The organism is Halomonas marinisediminis, from assembly GCF_004347715.1.
GTDB lineage: Bacteria > Pseudomonadota > Gammaproteobacteria > Pseudomonadales > Halomonadaceae > Halomonas > Halomonas icarae.
The window spans coordinates 68,297-86,223 of record NZ_SLTR01000013.1; the positions used below are offsets into that span (position 1 = coordinate 68,297).

The window sequence follows — 17,927 nt, forward strand, 5'->3', positions numbered from 1 at the left end:
TGTCAGCACCGTCACCAAGGAAATCAGTCAATGAAACGTCCTACCGACCAGCAGCTCCGCGAACGCTTGATGCAGCCGGGCCCCAGGCGTCAGGGGCAGCCCGTGGAGGCCGTGACACCACCTGATCAGGAGATGGCCGTCTGGGTCACACTGGATATGCTCAAGCCCTACGAGCACAACCCCCGGCAGGTCCAGAACCCCAAGTACGAGGAGATCAAGGCGTCGATCCGCGCTGCGGGTCTCAAGCATAAGCCACCTGTCACCCAGCGACCGGGCGAGAAGCAATACACGATCTGTGATGGAGGCAATACCCGCCTGCAGATCCTGCGCGAGCTCTATGAGGAGACCGGTGACTCGCACTTCCATGCCTTCTATGCCCTCTACAGACCCTGGCAGTCGGAAGTGAAGATGCTGACGGGGCATCTCAGCGAGAACGACAATCGTGGCCAGCTACTCTGGATCGAGCGTGCCAAGGGCGTGGTGGATGCCAAGGTGATGTATGAGGAAGAGAGCAGTGACACGCTCTCGCAGCGTGAGTTGGTCAAGCGCCTTGCCGAGGATGGCTATCAGGTTGCCCAGAGTCACATCAGCAAGATGCTCTACACCGTCGAGCACCTGCTGCCCACACTGCCCAATACCCTTTACAGCGGCCTGGGGCGGCCACAGGTCGAGAAACTGATCAGCTACCGGGAAGCCTGCCGGCTGATCTGGGAGCGCTGTACCGAAGAAGTCGCACCCGAAGGCTTTGCCGAAGCCTGGCACCAGACCATGGCCTGGTTCGATGACGAGGGCCAGACCGAGATGAACTGGAGCATCGTGGTGGATCGGCTGTGCGGCATGCTGTCGGATGATACCGGGGTCCATTTCAACATCTGCGAACTGACGCTCGACAATATCGTCACCTATCGCAAGCGCCGCTGGGACCTGGAAGAGCACCAAGCCTTCGAGGCCCTGGACGTTGAATTACAGCAGATGCGCGATCCTGATGCCCAGCCGCCCTCACTCTATCCACCGCTACCTGATAGCGCTGCCGATTCCTCTGCAGATAGTGCGTCGAAGGCACAGAAGCCCGTGCCTGGCTCTGAACCACAAGTAGAGCAGCTGCCATCGCCGCGAACTCTTGGTAGAGAGGCGCCTGCCGATGGCGAGAGGGTGGAGAGTGCCGAGTTGCTCCGACTTCGTGAGCAGGTTGCCGCGCTGGAGCGTGAAAAGAAGCGGCTGAGCGAATCGCAGGCCGCTGTAATGCCTGAGTTTGATGAGCCAGTCTCGGAACCTGGGCCTGTACTCATGGCCGCGGCCGCAGAGGAGGCGGTCGACTGGCCAGAGGGGGCCGCTCGGACAGAAGTTGAACGGGGCGCCCGTCTGGAGGGGCTGACTCAGTCCAGCTGGGAAGAGAGCCCGGGAAAGCGCGGCTATCGCCACCATCTGGCCAGCGAGCTCGGGGTGCCGAGCTTCGACTTCGAGCAGCTGGCCCCTCTGGCGGCACCGGTACTCTCCGGCGAGATTACCCCACCCATTGCCGACGTCTGGTTTATCGAGGGGGTAGAGGATGAGCCCCGCTCTTTGCGTATTCGTATCCGTGAACTGGTGCAGGTGATTGCGCGTTGGGGTGGCTTCGGCGGCAGCGATGTGGTGGTCGCCGATGACGAGAGTATCGGCTTCGACCTCAACCCGTTGCCGGATTCCGCCGACCGTCGTTCACGCATCGCCCGGCAGGCGCTGGCGAGCCTTCGCGGTGAGCTCAATCCCGAGTATCCCGCGGATGCCACCCTATGGGGAGCGCTGCTTGGCACCCATCGGGAAGAGGGCGATGAGAGTGTCTGGGACGACTCGGTACTGCTTCGTTTCTTTCGTCTGGTGCGGTTGATCCGCCGCCTTCGTGAACATCTTCAGGGACAGCAGGAGACCCAGTCATGAGTTCTTCATCTGCAAGCTTGAATCAGGCGTTGCTCAGTCAGGTCATGGGGTTTCTTCGGGAGGGCAATATGCGCCGAGCGCTGGCCCTCGGTTTCAGCGAGGATGAGCTACGCACCTTGCGACGGCTGAGAGCGAGCGATATCGACTCGCTGGCCTGCGCAGGGCCGGTGGTGGCACGTTTTTCGGTGGACCATGCCGCCCTGCGTGGTGTTCTGGCACGCATCGATCGTGACCAGGATCGTGAGACCTTGATTGATCGCTGCCTGAGGCTGGGGGCCAGTGTCAGCATGATGGGAGCCTTCTTCGGCCTGACCGGCAACGACTGCTCGACTCGTCGCCAGCTGCTAGGCATAGCACCGCGCCAGGGTCGTCTGGCGATGCCATCGAGAAGTTCGGTTCACTCCCCGACGATGTACTCTCCGGCGAGCGGCGCAGCGAGTTTGCGCCACCGATTGCCAAGCTGGCGGAGGCCAGGCCTGCGGGTCGTGGCAACGGAGAGGAGAGTGACCATGCAACGTCCGCTGAGGAGTAGCGTGTCGCTCACCCCGGGTGATTCCACTGTAATCACCTGGGCAGAGTTGCCGGATAGTGCCTCCGGGGTGATGCCAGTGGCATCACTTGAGCAGCGGTGCCGGAGGGGGGCTTCGGGGTGATGCCAGTGGCATCACTTGGGCAGCGATGTCGGAAGGTGACTCCAGGGCTGATTCCACTGGAATCACGGCAAGAGCATGAGGGGGCAGAGTGAATATCGCATCGAATCGCTATGGCAATGACGCATTCATCAGCTACGCAAAGGGTTTTTTAAAACCCTTTAAGGGTAAGGGGGAGCTGGTTCGGCTGCGTGATGAACTGGAAGAGGCAGCGAGGGCTGCGCGACAAGAGGCGATCGATACGGCCTCTCAGGAAAATGGAAGTCTGCTGAAATCGACCGGACTCTGGCTAACCCCATGGGGAAAATCAGGTGTCCCTACCAGAACACTACAGTGGCGCGATAACAGGCAGAGGAGAATGGGTCTTTGGCTTCTGGAAGCATTCTTGTCACGAGACGATATATCCGAGGCGGTGCGGCAGTCCGTCATCGACCTGGAGGTTGAACGCTGTGTGTTCAACGCCAAGGCGGCCACGATTAACGGGTCGCTCAAGCGTATCAGCAAGGCGCTGACAGATATCCAGCACGCAGTCTCTTTTCAGCGATAACGACCAAGGAGAACACTCATGGGGACACGCTTCTACGGTGAAGGGAATATCGGAACGGACCCTGAGGTCAGGACCTTTCCGGTGCGTGACAACCAGCCGCCCCGCATGCTGCTCAGGCTCAATGTTCGCTTCGATAACCTGGTTCCAAAGGATGGGGAAATCGTGGATCGCGGTGGATTCTGGGCAGATGTGGAATGGTGGCATCGTGACGCCGAGCGCTGGTCGCGCTTGTACCAGAGGGGCATGCGGATCGTGGTGATGGGCAAGATGGTTCAGGACAGCTGGGAGCAGAACGGCGAGGAGCGCACGGCATTCAAGGTGCTTGCCGAGCGGGTGGCTATTTTGCCTCACCGGATGGTTCAGGTAATCATGGATGCCCCCCAGAAACAGCAGCCTGAGGAGCAACATGCCAGTAGCCCGGAGGCGAACCAGGAAGGCTAAGGGAGCTAGCTGTGTAAAGCCACCAGTTTTTTCACGGAAAAGACCAGCTGACTGACAAGAGGCCAATAATTCAGGCTGGCATGCGCACGATACCAGTTATACTAATACAGCCAGGTCGGCAAATTTTGGTCTCGATGATACGAACCTCCGTAAGAATGAGTATATATTCAACCGTGGAAGGCGGCCCGAGTGATCTGCTTTGGCCTGCAGTCAGAATCAGTCTCTATATACGCTGGCCCTAGTTGTGTGATTAGAAGATCGACAGCCCAAGACGGCTCGCTAACTCGGTGATCATCGAGAGCCCGCGGGTGGAGTTGCCATGCCTGTTGAGGGGCGGGCTCCAGGCGGCGATAACGCCGTGGCCCGGAACAATGGCCACGATGCCGCCGCCGACGCCGCTCTTGGCTGGCAGACCCACAGCAAAGGCGAACTGGCCGGACTGGTCGTACATACCGCTAGTGGAAAGGATGGCATTGACGCGATGGGCGTCGCGCGGCGAGGTTACCTTTTCGCCGGTGATCGGATGCATACCTTGGTTGGCGAGGAACAGTAGGCTAGTGGCCAGCTCCTTGCAGCTCATCTCCACCGAGCACTGGAAGAAGTAGTGGGCCAGCACCTCGTCCACCTCGGCCTCGAGGTTGCCGAAGCTCTTCATCAGGTAAGCCAGGGCGGCGTTGCGGCTGCCGTGGCGGGTTTCCGAGGCCAGCACCTCGTCATTCACGTCGCAGTACTCGCTGCCTGCCAGGCGTCTCACGAAGCTGAGAAAGGCCTGGCGAGAGGACGAAAAATGCGCGACCAGGGTATCGGCCACCAGAATGGCGCCGGCGTTGATGAAGGGATTACGGGGAATACCGTGCTCCCACTCCAGTTGGACGATGGAGTTGAACGGCTGACCGGATGGCTCCATGCCGACCCGGCGCCACAGACCGTCGCCCATCCGCTGCATCGCCAGCACCAGACCGAACACCTTGGAGATGCTCTGGATCGAGAAGGGAAGCTCGGCATCGCCGGCGGTATGGACCTCCCCATCCAGGGTGGCGAAGGCGATGCCGCAGCGTATAGCGTCGGCCGTGGCCAGGGCTGGGATGTAGTCGGCTACCTTGCCCTCGATGGGCTGCTCCACGGCCAGCCGGTGAATATCCCGAAGGGCCTGGGGAAGCGAGAGGTCGGCGTCGGCGAGAAATTGCATGGCCTCAGTAACCGATGTAGTGAGCCACGACCAGAGCAATCCAGCACATAGCGTAGAGTGGCACCATGATCGGCAGGATCACGGGCAGCCACTGGGCATAGGAAACACGGCCCAGGGCCAGCATGGCCAGGATGCCACCGGCGGTAGGAGTGAACAGGTTAGTCAGCCCGTCGCCCACCTGGAAGGCAGTAATCATCAGCTGCCGGCTCATGTCGACGAGGTCGGCCAGCGGGATCAGGATCGGCATGGTCACTAGCGCCTGGGCCGAGCCACTGGGGATAAACAGGTTGATCACGCCCTGGATGACGCTGGCCACCACCGCGGCCAGTGCCACCGGCATGTCCCCCACGATGGCGCTAAGCGAGTGAACAATAGTGTCGATGATGTGGGCATCGCTGAGGATGACCTGGATCGAAGCGGCAAGACCAATCACCAGCGCGCCGGAGGTCACGGAGGAGGCGCCCTCCATCATCCGCTGGACCAGTTGGTTGGCGCTGAGACCGCTGGCCAGCCCGATCAGGATGGCCATGAGCAGGAAGTTGCCGGCGATCTCCTTGATGTACCAGCCGCGGATGAAGACGCCGAAAAGCATGATCACCAGGCCGGCCAGGAAGATGCCGAGGACGGCAAGGTTGTTGCGCGACAGGGCGTAGTCCTTGAGCTTCCGACTCATCTCCACCGGTTGGTCGTCCTTGAACTCGATGTTGACCACGCGCAGGCAGATATAGGCGGCAAGCGTCGCCAGGCAGGTCAGCATCATCAGGGTGCGCAGCCACCAGCCGGAAAACAGCGGCAGTTCGCCAATGCTCTGTGCCACCCCCACGGTGTAGGGGTTGATGGGCGAGAGCGCAAAGCCGATAGCGATACCGCCCACGGCCATGGTCACGCCCACCAGGCGCGAGCAGCCGATGGCCGCGGCGATCAGCACACCGACTGGTACCAGGGCAATGTTGTTCTCGGCGCCCACAGCCATGCCAAAGAAGCCATAGATGAAGGTGCCCGCGGTGATAATCAGGTTGCGGCTTTTGATGCTGTTGCCCGCGCCCATCCTGTAGGCAGCAATGCCTATGGCGTTTTCCAGCGCCCCGGTGCCCTTGAGGATGTGGAAGAGTCCGCCGGCGATGAAAACGATGAAAAGGAACTGGGCGGCGTTGATCATGCCCTCGGGAATAGCCACGAAGACACGGAAGAAGTGCAAATTGGCAATATCGGATAGGTACTCGAAGGAGCCTGGAATTACCCGGCTCCGGCCATTCACCACTTCCCGCGCGAATTCGCCGGCGGGCACGAAGAAGGTCATCGCATAGACGACCACCAGCACCATGAAGATCAGGACCATGGGGTCTGGAAACTCACGGAACCACTGACGTTTCCGGGAAGCAGCAGGCTTGCGGTCATCGGACTGTTGTTGGCTCATGGTCACCCTTTGGATCGCTGCGCGATCTCGTTGGAGTTGTCGTGGGTTGTGGATCACTCGGAGCGGGAAGTTCCCTGCGAGAAGTAGCGGGACACCAGGCCCATCAGGAAGGTGGCGGCGGGTCCCATGCAGTCATCGTTGAAGTCGTAGTGCGGGTTGTGCACGCTGCATGGTCCCAGGGGCAGCCCTTCGTCGTGGCCGTTATCGCCGTTGCCGACGATGAAGTAGCAGCCAGGCACCTGCTCGAGAAAGTAGGCGCAGTCCTCGCTGCCGGTAAGGGGCGCGGTGGGCGCTTCGACTCGCTCGTCGCCGAACATCTCTCGGGCGGTGTCGATGGCAAGCTGGGTCTCGGCCGGGGTGTTAATCAACACCGGATAACCGCGCACGTAGTCGATCTCGCAGCGGCAGTCGAAGGACTCTGCCTGGGACTCGGCCAGGGCGCGAATGCGGCGCTCGAGGGTATCTCGCACCTCGGGGTCCAGGGTACGCACGCTGAGCTCTAGCTCGGCGCTGTTGGGAATGACGTTGGCGCTGGAGCCGGCCTGCATCCGGCCTACGCTGATCACCGAGACGAGGTTGGGATCGACGTTGCGCCCGACGATGCTCTGCAGTGCCAGCACGGTGGCAGCTGCTGGCAGAGTGGGGTCGGCGGCCAGCTGCGGCAGGGCCCCGTGGCCGCCCTTGCCAATGAAGGTCAGCGTGACCGTGTCCGAGGAAGCCATGAAGGCACCCTCCCGGAAACACAGGTGGCCCACGGGCTTGCCGGGGAAATTGTGCAGCGCAAAGAGGGCGTCGCAGGGGAAGCGCTCGAAGAGGCCGTCTTCGATCATGCACAGAGCCCCACCGCCGCCACCCAGCTCCTCAGCGGGCTGGAAGATCAGGTTCAGGGTGCCGCTGCCGGGCAGCCCCTGCTCACGATGCCGGCGGGCCAGGGCCTCGGCAGCACCCAGTAGAATGGCGGTGTGGCCGTCATGGCCGCAGGCGTGCATCTTGCCGGGTACCTGACTGGCCCAGGGCAAGCCAGTCTCCTCCTGGATGGGCAGGGCATCCATATCGGCGCGCAGGCCGAGTCGCGGGCCCGAATTGTCGCCCCAGCGCAGCACTCCAACCACGCCGGTAGTGGCGATGCCGGTGTGAACCTCATAGCCCCACTCCTCCAGCCGCTCTGCCACTAGCTGGCTGGTGGCAAACTCCTCGAAACCGAGCTCAGGGTGCTGATGGATATGGCGGCGGCAGGCCTGCATCTGGTCGATATCTGGCGTGATCGTCGAATGGGCTGTCATTGGCTTCGCCTCTTAGCATTGGAATTTGCGTCAATAGAACCGATGTTGTCAGTGGTGACTGATATCGAAAAGACGATAAAATCTACTTGATGACACGCATAGGTGTTCACTTGAGATGAAAAACCACCATTTGAGGGCCCTGCTGAAGGTGGCCGAAGAAGGGTCGATTCGAGGGGCCGCCAGGGCGCTGCACCTGAGTCAGAGCGCCCTGACCCGCGCGCTGCGCGAACTGGAGGCCGACCTTGGATCGGAGCTGCTGATACGCAGCTACCGCGGCGTCGAGTTCACACCGTCGGGCAAGGTGCTACTGAAACGGGCGCGCCTGGCGTTCTCCACCCTGGACAAGGCCAGGGATGAAATACGTTGGCTGCGCGGCGGCTCGGGCGTGCAGGTCACGGTGGCGGTGACCACCGCAATCGCGACCACGTCTCTGCCCGCCGTGCTTCGGGAGTTCGAGCGCGAGCAGCCTGATGCCAGCCTCAGCCTGGAGGAAGGCATGATGAGCACGGTGCTACCGGGCCTAATGGAGGGACGCATCGACTTCGCCATCGCCGTGGCCGAGGCGGATCAGCTACCCCACGAGATCACCTTCGAACCGCTGACCGAGCTGCTCTCGGAACCCATGGCGCGTGAAGGTCACGCATTGCTGGGTGCCACCGACTGGTCGCAGATGGCTGAGGCGCGCTGGGTGCTGAACCTGGCGGTCGGCAGCTCGGCACAGCGGCTGATCGACTGGCTCGAGGCTCAAGACATCTCGATCTCGCAGCGGGTGGTGAAGTGCGATTCTCCAATCATGATGGTCGAGCTGATGCGACGCACTGATCTGATCGGCTTCGGCCCGCGGTTCTTTGTCGACGATCCGCTTTCCGGCCGTGGGTTGGCCTGCTTCGACACCCTGGCCACCTTTCCGGCCTATACCATCGGGTTGCTCAAGCTGCGCGGCGTGCCCCTCCACCCCGGTGCCGAGCAGCTCGCGACCCTGTTCAGGCGCCATATCTCCGCGCTGAACCTATCGCGCCGGCCATCGAGTCAATGAGTGAGTTGGCTCAGCGAGCTAATCTCCACCCCACGGGCGTGGTAGCCTGACACAAACCAACGGGTCTCCGAATGCCGGTACGTTCAGCCCAATGCCAGGCACGAGGGGAATGCCATGGGCGCAGCGCACGAGCAGTGTTTCCGCACGGCGTTCCGTTAGCGCAAAGCCTCGTTGTCGACGTTCCCTTTCTCTCTTCGTTCGCACCCATCGCCTTGCCATGCTGCCTTCCACGCTTCTGAGGGAGGTGTGCCAATGCGTCTATTCTTGTGCGAGAAGCCATCGCAGGCCCGGGATATTGCCCGCGTGCTTGGCGCCGGCCAGCTCAGCGGGGGCTTTCTGAAGGGCGAGGGGTGTGTCGTGACTTGGGGGTTCGGGCACCTGCTCGAGCAGGCCCCGCCGGAGCAGTACGACCCGGCGCTCAAGCGCTGGTCCTTGGAGGCGCTGCCGATTTTGCCTTCGACCTGGAAGATGGAGATCAAGAAGAGCGGCCGCAAGCAGTTCGGTGTGGTGAAGAAGTTGTTGAGCCAGGCGACCGAAGTGGTGGTGGCCACCGATGCCGACCGGGAAGGGGAAACCATCGCCCGTGAGCTGCTGGATTACTGCGGCTATCGGGGGAAGGTGACCCGTCTGTGGCTCTCGGCCCTGGACGACGCCTCGATCCGCAAGGCGCTGGCCGGCATCAGGCCCGGCGAGGTGACCTACCCGCTCTACCTGGCTGGGCTTGGGCGTAGCCGGGCCGATTGGCTGGTCGGGATGAATCTGACCCGGGCCTACACGGTGCTGGCCCAGCGACAGGGCCATCAGGGAGTGCTCTCGGTGGGACGTGTGCAGACGCCAGCGCTGCGGCTGGTCGTGGATCGCGACCGTGAGATTGCCAACTTCGTCCCCCAGCCCTTCTGGGAAGTCATGGCGCATCTGCAGGCGTCTAGTGGCACCTTCCAAGCGAAGTGGCAGCCGCATGACGCCTCGATCCAGGATGTCGCAGGGCGCTGTATCAGCGAGGCAGCCGCCCGGTCGCTGGCTCAGCGAGTTACCGGGCAGCAGGGGAGTGTCAACCATCTTGAAACGAGCCGCAAGAAGGAGACCGCGCCGCTGGTGATGGATCTGTCATCACTGCAACAGGAAGCCTCACGACGCTTTGGTTACGGCGCCCAGCAGGTACTGGATATTGCCCAGTCACTCTATGAAGTCCACAAGGCCACAAGCTACCCGCGCACCGACTGTCGGTATCTGCCGGAGTCGCAGCTTGAGGATGCCGACCGAATCGTGACGATGCTGCTGTACTCGGACGAGGCGCTGTCGCCGCTTCGCCAGCTTCTGGACATGAATCGCAAGAGCCGTGTCTGGAACGATAGCAAGATCACTGCCCACCACGGCATCATCCCGACGGCGGCATGTGATCTGGCCAAGCTGAGCGATGCCGAGCGCAACGTCTATGACCTGATTCGTCGCCACTACCTGGCCCAGTTTCTGCCGGCTCACGCGTATGATCAGACCGAAGTGCGGGTAGGCTTGGAGGGGGAAGTGTTTGTAGCCTCAGGGCGGCAGGTGCGTGTGGAGGGATGGCGCGTGCTCTTTCCCCGGGCGGCTGCTGGAGAGGGCGATGAGGAGGAGCGGGAAGCGACTCCGCTGCCGGTGCTGAGCGAGGGAGAGTCCTGCCAGGCTCAGCAGCTTGAGGTGCTGGCCAAGCAGACGACACCACCCAAGCCGTTCACCGAGGGCACCCTGATCGCTGCCATGAAGCATGCAGCTCGCTTCGTGACAGATGAGCGTCTGAAGGCCCGCCTCAAGGAGACTGCTGGGATCGGTACCGTGTCGGGTCCCGGGTGATCAGTCACCCGGGCTTCTGTCTGTCAGGACTCTATTTTCGGAAGGACACACCCCCTGCACCGAGAGGGCGCGAGGGGCCACCAGGTTCAGCGAGGAACCGGACGGGTGATGCGCTTGGTCTCGAGATACGCCTCCAGGCCCTCCTGGCCCAGCTCCCGACCGATGCCGCTGCGCTTCATGCCTCCCCAGTTGCCCTGGGGGGGCGCCAGCTGGTCGCTGTTGCACCAGATATTGCCCGCCTCCAGTCGCCGGGCGATGGCGTCGGCGCTGTCCGGATCTCCCGATACCACGGTGGCCGCAAGGCCGTAGTCGCTGTCATTGGCCAACGAGATCGCCTCCTCGTCGCTGGCAACCCGGCGCGCGCAGAGCACGGGGCCGAATATCTCCTCCCGCCACAGCCGACTGGTCGTGGGAACATCCCGATATAGCCGAGGCGATACGAAGCATCCACGCTCGGGCATGGGCGGGGCGGGTGTCTCGCTGTGCAGCCCCTCCGCCTCGGCCTGGGCCAGATAGTCGCTGACTCGCTTCTGCTGAGCGGCGTTGACCAGGGGCCCCAGGGTGGTCCCTTCCGCGAGGGGATCTCCCGGCTGAAGCTCCGCCATGGCGGCATCGACGGCAGCGTAGAGTCGGTCTGCCAGGCGCTCGTGAACGATCAGGCGGCTGGTGGCCGAGCACATCTGGCCGGCGTTGTAACAGATGCCGGCGATCACCAGGTCACGGGCGAGGACCAGGTCGGCATCCTCGGTGACCACGATCGGCGACTTGCCGCCGAGCTCCAGCGAGACCGGCCGAACGCCGCTGGCGGCGGCCCGCATCACGGCTTCGCCCACAGGATTGCTGCCGGTAAAGGAGAGCTTGTCGATGCCGGGGTGCTGACTCAGGGGCGCGCCGATCCCCTGGCCATCGCCATTCAGCAGGTTGAACACCCCGGGTGGCAGGCCGGCCTCCAGCACGATCTCGCACAGTACCTGCTCCGGCAGGGGCACTACTTCCGTGGGCTTGAATACCACCGTGCAGCCGGCAGCGAGTGCCGGTGCCAGCTTCCAGGCACTGCTGACCAGGGGGAAGTTCCAGGGCGTGATAAGGCCGGCGACCCCGACCGGCTCCCAGTAGCGATAGGCCGCCAGTCCCGGCTGGCCGACATCCTCGCGGCGGCCCTGGCGCTCGCCCAGGGCCGCCGCCGCTTCGGCGTAGTAGCGATAGCAGTCGATGGCATCGTCGAGGTCCTGGCGTGCCTCGCTCAGCGGCTTGCCGTTGTTGCGGCTCGATAGCGTGGCCAGCGTTTCGCGACGCCGCTCGAGCCCCGCGGCGATGGCCGAGAGCCGCTCGCCGCGCCGGGCCGCCGGCGTGGCACGCCAGCCGGGAAGGGCCCGCCGAGCGGCGGCTACGGCGGCGTTCACATCGGCGGGGTCGCCGCGTGTTATCTCGCCCAGCGGTGTCTCGTGATAAGGGTCGACGATCGTCAGCCGGGTATCGCCGTGGCTGGGAACCCATTGGTTATCAATAAACTGCTCGTTCAGGCGCTGCATCAGTGGACTCCTGTTCCGTGCGTGGTCAGCCAGCGTCGACGGGTCGGGCGCATGCCGGGAAAGTTAAGCTCGACCAGGCGAAGCGTCAGCGTCAGCACGACGGTGGTGGCGAGATAGATACCGGCGATCAGCATCAGCGGCTCGTAGACCAGGAAGGTCTCGTCGCGAATGATATTGGCGGCCTGCAGCAGGTCCATCAGGGCGATGGTGGAGACCAGCGGGATCGACTTGAGCAGCAGGATCATTTCGCCGGTAAGGGTGGGCAGGCAGAGCTGTAGGGCCCGGGGGAGCCATAGCCGGACAAGAACCTGGAAGGAGGACAGCCCGAAGGCGCGGCCAGCCTCCAGCTCACCACGCGGCACGCTCTGCATGGCGCCGCGGATGATCTCGCCGGAGTAGGCACCCACGCTGAGGATGAAGGTCAGGGCGCCGAAGAAGAAGGGGTCACGCAGCAGCGGCCACAGCACGCTCTCGCGGATGCCGGGCACACCCTCCAGCAGGCGGCCCACGCCGTAATAGAAGAAGAATAGCTGCACCAGCAGTGGCGTGCCGCGGATCACCGTAGTGAAGGCCCAGGTCAGCCAGGCCAGGGGGCGTGGGCCGCGCAGGCGGGCCAGAGCGACCCCCACGGCGAGCAGCAGGCCACCCACCGCCGACACCAGCAGTAGCCATAGCGTATTGACGAAGCCTTCCCACAGATAGCCTTGATAGAAGGGATCGCTCAGCCAGGAAAAGTCCATACTCAGGCCTCCGTGGGTTGGCCGCGGCGCACATGGCGCTCGAGGCGGGCGAACAGCGCCGTCGAGCTGACGGTCATCAATAGATAGATGACGCCGGCGGCGGCATAGAAGAGGAAGTAAGCGCGGCTGCTGGCGGCGGCCTGCTGCACCGTGAAGAAAAGCTCATTGAAGCCGATCACGCTGATCAGGGCGGTGTCCTTGATCAGTATCAGCCACAGGTTGGACATGCCGGGCAGGGCATTGGGCAGCATGCTCGGCAGCACGATGCGATGGAAACGGTCCCAGCGCGAGAAGCCGAAGGCATCGGCGGCCTCCAGCTGGCCCCGCGGAATGGCCAGGATGGCGCCGCGGAACACTTCGGTCATGTAGGCACCCTGAACGAAGGCCAGCACGCCGACGGCGGTGGCGAAGCCGGTGATCTGAACGGCGCCCTCCATGCCCAGGCGGGCCAGCAGGCCGTCCAGTGCCTGAGCCCCGGCGTAGTAGAGGAGGATGATCAGCAGCAGTTCGGGAATCGCCCGAATCAGGGTGGAGTAGGCGGTGGCCAGAGCGCGCAGGGGCGGCCAGGGGCTAAGCTTGGCGCCGGCACCCAGCAGGCCCAGCAGCAGGCCGATGGCGTAGGCCAGCACGGCGATCTGTACCGTGGTCAGAGCCCCGCTCAGGATGGGGCCGGCCCAGTCGACCAGCCCCTCCGGTGTCATCGAAGTCATGGTCGAGGTTTTCCTTGGTCACGCAACTAGAGTGCCCCGGCGCTGCCGGCGCCGGGGGAAGGACAGCGGCATCGGCGGCTCAGTCGTAGACGCAGACGTCGGTGCCCAGGTACTGCTCGGAGAGGCTGGCGCAGGTGCTGTCCTCTATCACCGCGGCGATGGCCTGGTTGAGGGCCACCTCAAGCTCGTCGTCTTCCTGGCGCAGGCCGATGCCGACACCCTCGCCGTAGGCCGCGTGGTGAGGTGCGGTGGCTTTCATTTCGAACTCCTCGGCCTCGTCGCGGGCCAGGAACTGGGCCATGGCGATCTGGTCGGCGAGGATCACATCCAGGCGACCGGAGAGCAGGTCGTTGTTGACCTGCTCCGCCTGGTCATAGAGGCGGATATCGACGCCGCTGTCGCGCAGTGCGCGACGCGCATAGGTGGCGTTGGTGGTGGCAGCCTGCACCCCCATTACCAGGCCGTCGAGATCATCGGGGGGTGTCAGCGAAAGGTCGCTGGCGGCGACATAGGCACCCGGCGTGAAGTAGTAGGGGCGGGTGAAGTCGATGACCCGCTGGCGCTTCTCGGTGATCGACATCGAGTTCATGATCATGTCGATGTGTCCGGCCTTGAGCGAGGGGATGATGCCGCTCCAGCCCGTCGGTGTTATCTCGCACTCCCGCTGCATGGCGTCACAGATCTCGCGGGCCAGCTCCACCTCGAAGCCGCTCCAGTCGCCGCTGGCGGCCTTGAAGCTGAAGGGCGGATAGGGTTCGCCGGAGATGCCGACCTTGAGCGGGTCGGCGGCCTGGGTGGCCTGGGCGAGGCCGAAGGCGGTCATGGCGGTTGCTATCATCATCGAGACTTTCATGGGGGTCTCCTGTCGTTATTGTGGGAACGCCATCAGGCGGCGGGGGCGACGAACTGACTGCAGCGCGGATCCTCGAATACGGCTTCCGGCGTACCCGAAGCCGCGATAAGGCCCTGGTCGAGGTAGACCAACTGGTCCGACACCTCGCGGGCGAAGTGCATCTCGTGGGTGACCAGCAGCATGGTGCGGCCCTCGTCGGCGAGGCCGCGGATCACGCCGAGCACCTCGTTGACGCGCTCGGGGTCCAGTGCCGAGGTGGGCTCGTCGAACAGCAGCAGGCGCGGCTCCATGGCCAGGGCCCGGGCGATGGCGACCCGCTGCTGCTGGCCCCCGGAGAGGAAGGCGGGGTAGGCATCGCGGCGGTCGGCCATGCCGACCCGCTCGAGATAGTGTTCACCTAGCGCGGTGGCTCGCCGGCGGGAGAGTCCCTTGACTCGCATGGGGGCCTCGATGACGTTGCCGAGCACGGTCAGGTGGGGCCAGAGGTTGAACTGCTGGAAGACCATGGTGACCTTGGCCCGCAGCCGCTGGAGCTGTTGACGATCGAGTCCAGTGATATCGCCCTCGGGGTTGCGGGTGAAGCGAATTGCCTCGTCGGCGATGGTCAGTTCGCCCTGGTCGGGGCGCTCGAGCAGGTTCATGCAGCGCAGCAGGGTGCTCTTGCCTGAGCCACTGGCGCCGATGATGGAGGTGACGGTGCCTTCGGCGACCTCGAGGGAGACGCCCTTGAGCACCTCCAGCTCGCCGAAATGCTTGATCAGTTGATGGGCCGCCACCGCCACCGCCGGCGCGGTGGTGGTGCGGTCAGGGAAAGCGGCATTGAGCGATGATGTCATAGGCAATCGGCCTCCGAGGCCGGGGTCGGTGGCAGGGCATGCGGGTCGCGCTCGCGCAGGGCGCGCTCCGCGAAGGAGGCCAGCCGTCGGCTGGCAGCGGCGAGACGCTCGGCGTCCACCGTCAGGCCGAGGCGCACGAAGCCGGCCGCCGAGGGGCCGAACGCCTCGCCGGAAAGCACCGAGATGCCCTCTTCATCGAGCAGGCGGTCGGCGAATGCCTGAGAGGAGAGGCCGGTGGCGCGGATATCCACCATCATGAACATGCCCGCCGGTGGGCGGACCGCGGTGACCGCCGGGCACCCGGCCAGGGCCTCGCAGACGACATCGCGGCGAGTCCGGTAGGTCTCGCGCATCTCCGCCAGCTCATGGGGAGGCGTCTTCAGGGCATCGCAGGCGGCGTCCTGAATGAAGTCGGGGCAGCCGTAGAGCATGCACAGGGCCAGATGACTCAGATGCTGGATCAGCGCCTCGGGCCCCAGCACCCAGCCCAGGCGCCAGCCGGTCATGGCGTGGGACTTGGACAGGCTGCTGATCACCACACTGCGCTCCGCCATGCCGGGCAGTCCGGCGGGACAGAGGTGCTCGCCCTCGAAGATCAGCTCGGCGTAGACCTCATCGGAGATCAGCCACAGGTCGTGGCGACGGCACAGCTCGGCGATGGCGGCCCAGGTGTCGGCGTCGATCAGCTGCCCGCTGGGGTTGTGGGGGCTGTTGAGCAGCAGAGCCCGAGTCCGTGGGGTGATCGCCGCCTCCAGCGCGGCGGGATCGAGACGGAAGCCCGCCTCGCCATCCATGGGTACCTGTACCATCTCGGCACCGGTGGCGCGCAGCACCGCCTCGTAGGTGACGTAGCAGGGCTCGGGGACCAGCACCTCGTCGCCGGGATCCAGCAGGCACTGGGCGGCGGCGTAGAGGCCGCACTGGGCACCGGCCGTGACGATGAGGTTGTCGGGGCCGACCTCGAGCCCCTGACGGCGGTAGTCGTCGGCGATGGCCTGTCGCAGTGCCAGCTTGCCTTGCACATCCGAGTAGTGAGTGGCGCCACCGCGCAGGCTGGTCACCGCGCTCTCGACGATCGCACCCGGAGTATCGAAGTCCGGGTCACCCACCGAGAGGATGGTGATATCGTCGCCATTGGCCTGACGCGCCAGGGCACGGTAGTGGATATCCCAGGCCGCGGCGCCTTCGCCGGCGATTCGTTCGGTCAGTTTGGAATAGCGCATCTCGATCTCGTTATTGTCGGTCGGGCTAGAGGGTCTGCGGGTCTGGTGTGCGGTCGGCCAGGCGCCGACACTCGGCCTGCCAGGCGCGACCGATGCCTGCCGGGCTATCGGCCCAGGCCTCGTACTGGCGGGCGACGTGCTCGGCCATTGCCGGTGAGGCCGTCCGCAGCGGTCGGCCGGTGGCCTGGGCGGCCAGCTGGGCCTGGCAGCTGCGCTCCAGGTCACGCATCACGAGGAAGGCTTCGCCGACGCTGCGCCCGCAGGTCAGCAGGCCGTGCTGGCGCAGGATCATCGCGCGGTGGGAACCGAGGTCGGCGGCCAGGCGCTCGCGCTCGTCGAGGTCCAGGGCGATGCCCTCATAGTCGTGATAGGCCAGCCGGTCGTGGAACTGCAGCGCCCACTGGTTGAGCGGCAGCAGACCCTCCTCCAGGCATGACAGGGCGACGCCGGCCACGGTATGGGTATGCAGAACGCACTCGACCCCGGGACGGGCGGCGTGGAGCGCGCTATGGATGGTGAAGCCGGCCGGGTTGATGCCCAGCCCGGTGGGGTCGTCGAGCACCTCGCCATCGCCACTCACCGTGACCAGGTTGTCCTCTCGCACCTCCTCGAAGCGCAGCCCGAAGGCGTTGAGCAGGAAGCGATCGTCGCTCAGGCGTGCGGAGACATGGGTGGAGATGCCATCGTCCATGCCGTCCAGCGCGATCAGCCGGTAGGCGGCGGCCAGGTCGCGACGGATGGCGAGTTCGTCCATATGGTGGCCGCTCACAGGCTCTGCTCCACCGCACTCAGGGCGCTGTCGCCGTCGCGGGTGGTCACGCCCTCCAGGAAGGTGGCGACGCGCTCGGGGTGGTTGACCAGCCAGTCGTGAGCCACCTCCTCGAGGTCGCCGTTTTCCAGGCTGTAGGCGCGAATGAACTCGCTCTGCTCGTCGGCCGAGAGCACGAACTGATCGAGCAGCCTGAGCATGTTGGGGTTGGCCTCCGCGTAGGCCCTGGAGACGATGGTCTTGACGTCGCTGCTACCGTTGTCGTCGCCGTAGACCCCCTCGGGGTCGTCGAGAATCACGGTGTTGTACTCCGGTACCATCCAGTGGGGCGTCCAGCCGTAGAAGATGATCCAGCGCTCCTCCTGGACGGCCCCCTTCACCTCGCTGAGCATGCCGGGCGTCGAGGAGGGCTTGCCCTCCCAGTCACCCAGCCCGTAGATGTCGGCGTCGATGGCGGCATTGAGCATGTCGGTGACCGTGGAGCCGTTCTCGATGCTGTAGACGCTGCGGTTGAAGCGCTCGGCGATCTCCGGGTCGGCGAGCTGCTCGGCGCTGGTGAGGCCGGTTTCGGCGACATAGTCCGGCACCGTGAAGCCCATGCGCGCGCCATTGACGTTGTTACCCAGGTCGACGATGGCGCCATTCTCCATGGCGGCGTCATAGCTCTCCTGCTGGGCGGGCAGCCAGCCGGCCAGGAAGGCGTCGGCCTCGCCGCTCTGCAGGACCTGGTAACCCACCGTGGAGCTGACCTCCAGGGCGTCGACCCGGTACCCCAGGGGCTCGGCGAGCTGGGCGAAGATCTCTGACTTGACCGTGACACCGGGCCAGGGTGGCACGATCAGGCGCAACTCCTCGTTGGCGTCCTGCGCCGCCTGGGCCGAGAGAGGCAGCAGGCCGGCGAAAGCCAGGCTGGTGGCTAGGGTTGTCTTACGCATGTCAGGTCTCCTCAAGTGT

Annotated in this window: 17 protein-coding genes; 6 read left to right on the forward strand and 11 right to left on the reverse strand. The window is 64.3% G+C overall.

Annotation, left to right across the window (positions count from 1 at the left end; translation table 11 throughout):
* Window positions 1-30: 30 nt before the first annotated feature.
* The 4 genes from E0702_RS10755 (at window position 31) to E0702_RS10770 (ending at window position 3,555) form a co-directional block, all read left to right on the forward strand.
* A complete protein-coding gene (locus E0702_RS10755; RefSeq protein ID WP_132043683.1) occupies window positions 31-1,917 on the forward strand; it encodes a ParB family protein in 1,887 nt (628 codons plus the stop codon).
* Window positions 1,914-2,570 (forward strand): DUF2857 domain-containing protein, encoded by a 657-nt coding sequence (locus tag E0702_RS21735; RefSeq protein ID WP_132043685.1) that lies wholly within the window; start codon window positions 1,914-1,916, stop codon window positions 2,568-2,570. The genes E0702_RS10755 and E0702_RS21735 overlap by 4 nt, the downstream gene beginning before the upstream one ends.
* An 88-nt stretch (window positions 2,571-2,658) precedes the next feature.
* Window positions 2,659-3,114, forward strand: a complete 456-nt coding sequence (locus E0702_RS10765) for a DUF3158 family protein (protein ID WP_132043687.1) — start codon at window positions 2,659-2,661, stop codon at window positions 3,112-3,114.
* An 18-nt stretch (window positions 3,115-3,132) separates the two neighbouring features.
* Window positions 3,133-3,555 carry a single-stranded DNA-binding protein gene (locus E0702_RS10770; protein ID WP_132043689.1) on the forward strand — a complete coding sequence of 141 codons (423 nt, stop codon included), beginning with the start codon at window positions 3,133-3,135 and terminating at the stop codon, window positions 3,553-3,555.
* Window positions 3,556-3,805: 250 nt separating this feature from the next.
* Here the strand turns inward: E0702_RS10770 and E0702_RS10775 are convergent, their stop codons facing one another.
* From E0702_RS10775 to E0702_RS10785, 3 genes are read right to left on the reverse strand one after another with little or no spacing between them, the layout of a single operon-like run.
* Complete coding sequence (locus E0702_RS10775) at window positions 3,806-4,744, reverse strand: glutaminase (RefSeq protein ID WP_132043691.1); 939 nt, start codon at window positions 4,742-4,744, stop codon at window positions 3,806-3,808.
* A 4-nt stretch (window positions 4,745-4,748) separates the two neighbouring features.
* Window positions 4,749-6,161, reverse strand: a complete 1,413-nt coding sequence (locus tag E0702_RS10780) for a YfcC family protein (protein ID WP_240721717.1) — start codon at window positions 6,159-6,161, stop codon at window positions 4,749-4,751.
* A 53-nt stretch (window positions 6,162-6,214) separates the two neighbouring features.
* Window positions 6,215-7,444 carry a M20 aminoacylase family protein gene (locus E0702_RS10785; RefSeq protein WP_132043693.1) on the reverse strand — a complete coding sequence of 410 codons (1,230 nt, stop codon included), beginning with the start codon at window positions 7,442-7,444 and terminating at the stop codon, window positions 6,215-6,217.
* 115 nt (window positions 7,445-7,559) lie between these two features.
* Between E0702_RS10785 and E0702_RS10790 the strand changes: the two genes are divergently transcribed.
* Window positions 7,560-8,480 (forward strand): LysR substrate-binding domain-containing protein, encoded by a 921-nt coding sequence (locus E0702_RS10790; RefSeq protein WP_132043695.1) that lies wholly within the window; start codon window positions 7,560-7,562, stop codon window positions 8,478-8,480.
* Between the two features lie 252 nt (window positions 8,481-8,732).
* Window positions 8,733-10,310, forward strand: a complete 1,578-nt coding sequence (locus E0702_RS10795; protein ID WP_132043697.1) for a DNA topoisomerase III — start codon at window positions 8,733-8,735, stop codon at window positions 10,308-10,310.
* Between the two features lie 86 nt (window positions 10,311-10,396).
* Here the strand turns inward: E0702_RS10795 and E0702_RS10800 are convergent, their stop codons facing one another.
* The 8 genes from E0702_RS10800 to E0702_RS10835 all read right to left on the reverse strand — a co-directional run bounded on the left by E0702_RS10800 (window position 10,397) and on the right by E0702_RS10835 (window position 17,908).
* Window positions 10,397-11,842 carry an aldehyde dehydrogenase family protein gene (locus E0702_RS10800; protein WP_132043699.1) on the reverse strand — a complete coding sequence of 482 codons (1,446 nt, stop codon included), beginning with the start codon at window positions 11,840-11,842 and terminating at the stop codon, window positions 10,397-10,399.
* Complete coding sequence (locus tag E0702_RS10805) at window positions 11,842-12,582, reverse strand: ABC transporter permease (RefSeq protein WP_132043701.1); 741 nt, start codon at window positions 12,580-12,582, stop codon at window positions 11,842-11,844. Before E0702_RS10805 ends, E0702_RS10800 begins: the two co-directional genes overlap by 1 nt.
* Window positions 12,583-12,584: 2 nt before the next feature.
* Entirely contained in the window at window positions 12,585-13,292 is a 708-nt protein-coding gene (locus E0702_RS10810; RefSeq protein WP_132043703.1) for an ABC transporter permease, read from the reverse strand.
* A gap of 79 nt (window positions 13,293-13,371) precedes the next feature.
* Window positions 13,372-14,145, reverse strand: a complete 774-nt coding sequence (locus E0702_RS10815) for a transporter substrate-binding domain-containing protein (protein ID WP_165927515.1) — start codon at window positions 14,143-14,145, stop codon at window positions 13,372-13,374.
* A 32-nt stretch (window positions 14,146-14,177) separates the two neighbouring features.
* Window positions 14,178-14,981 (reverse strand): ATP-binding cassette domain-containing protein, encoded by an 804-nt coding sequence (locus tag E0702_RS10820; protein WP_132043705.1) that lies wholly within the window; start codon window positions 14,979-14,981, stop codon window positions 14,178-14,180.
* Window positions 14,978-16,204 carry a pyridoxal phosphate-dependent aminotransferase gene (locus E0702_RS10825; protein WP_132043707.1) on the reverse strand — a complete coding sequence of 409 codons (1,227 nt, stop codon included), beginning with the start codon at window positions 16,202-16,204 and terminating at the stop codon, window positions 14,978-14,980. The genes E0702_RS10820 and E0702_RS10825 overlap by 4 nt, the downstream gene beginning before the upstream one ends.
* Window positions 16,205-16,229: 25 nt before the next feature.
* Window positions 16,230-16,958: a class II aldolase/adducin family protein gene (locus tag E0702_RS10830; RefSeq protein ID WP_132043737.1), complete on the reverse strand. Its 729-nt coding sequence runs from the start codon at window positions 16,956-16,958 to the stop codon at window positions 16,230-16,232.
* A gap of 11 nt (window positions 16,959-16,969) precedes the next feature.
* Window positions 16,970-17,908 (reverse strand): glycine betaine ABC transporter substrate-binding protein, encoded by a 939-nt coding sequence (locus E0702_RS10835; protein ID WP_132043709.1) that lies wholly within the window; start codon window positions 17,906-17,908, stop codon window positions 16,970-16,972.
* Window positions 17,909-17,927: the final 19 nt, after the last annotated feature.

Coding starts and splice junctions, on each gene's coding strand:
- E0702_RS10825 (WP_132043707.1), bottom strand. CDS start 16,204: ATGCGCTATTCCAAACTGACCGAACGAATCGCCGGCGAAGGCGCCGCG.
- E0702_RS10770 (WP_132043689.1), top strand. CDS start 3,133: ATGGGGACACGCTTCTACGGTGAAGGGAATATCGGAACGGACCCTGAG.
- E0702_RS10785 (WP_132043693.1), bottom strand. CDS start 7,444: ATGACAGCCCATTCGACGATCACGCCAGATATCGACCAGATGCAGGCC.
- E0702_RS10780 (WP_240721717.1), bottom strand. CDS start 6,161: ATGAGCCAACAACAGTCCGATGACCGCAAGCCTGCTGCTTCCCGGAAA.
- E0702_RS10790 (WP_132043695.1), top strand. CDS start 7,560: ATGAAAAACCACCATTTGAGGGCCCTGCTGAAGGTGGCCGAAGAAGGG.
- E0702_RS10835 (WP_132043709.1), bottom strand. CDS start 17,908: ATGCGTAAGACAACCCTAGCCACCAGCCTGGCTTTCGCCGGCCTGCTG.
- E0702_RS10810 (WP_132043703.1), bottom strand. CDS start 13,292: ATGACTTCGATGACACCGGAGGGGCTGGTCGACTGGGCCGGCCCCATC.
- E0702_RS10775 (WP_132043691.1), bottom strand. CDS start 4,744: ATGCAATTTCTCGCCGACGCCGACCTCTCGCTTCCCCAGGCCCTTCGG.
- E0702_RS10820 (WP_132043705.1), bottom strand. CDS start 14,981: ATGACATCATCGCTCAATGCCGCTTTCCCTGACCGCACCACCACCGCG.
- E0702_RS21735 (WP_132043685.1), top strand. CDS start 1,914: ATGAGTTCTTCATCTGCAAGCTTGAATCAGGCGTTGCTCAGTCAGGTC.
- E0702_RS10800 (WP_132043699.1), bottom strand. CDS start 11,842: ATGCAGCGCCTGAACGAGCAGTTTATTGATAACCAATGGGTTCCCAGC.
- E0702_RS10830 (WP_132043737.1), bottom strand. CDS start 16,958: ATGGACGAACTCGCCATCCGTCGCGACCTGGCCGCCGCCTACCGGCTG.
- E0702_RS10755 (WP_132043683.1), top strand. CDS start 31: ATGAAACGTCCTACCGACCAGCAGCTCCGCGAACGCTTGATGCAGCCG.
- E0702_RS10805 (WP_132043701.1), bottom strand. CDS start 12,582: ATGGACTTTTCCTGGCTGAGCGATCCCTTCTATCAAGGCTATCTGTGG.
- E0702_RS10815 (WP_165927515.1), bottom strand. CDS start 14,145: ATGAAAGTCTCGATGATGATAGCAACCGCCATGACCGCCTTCGGCCTC.
- E0702_RS10795 (WP_132043697.1), top strand. CDS start 8,733: ATGCGTCTATTCTTGTGCGAGAAGCCATCGCAGGCCCGGGATATTGCC.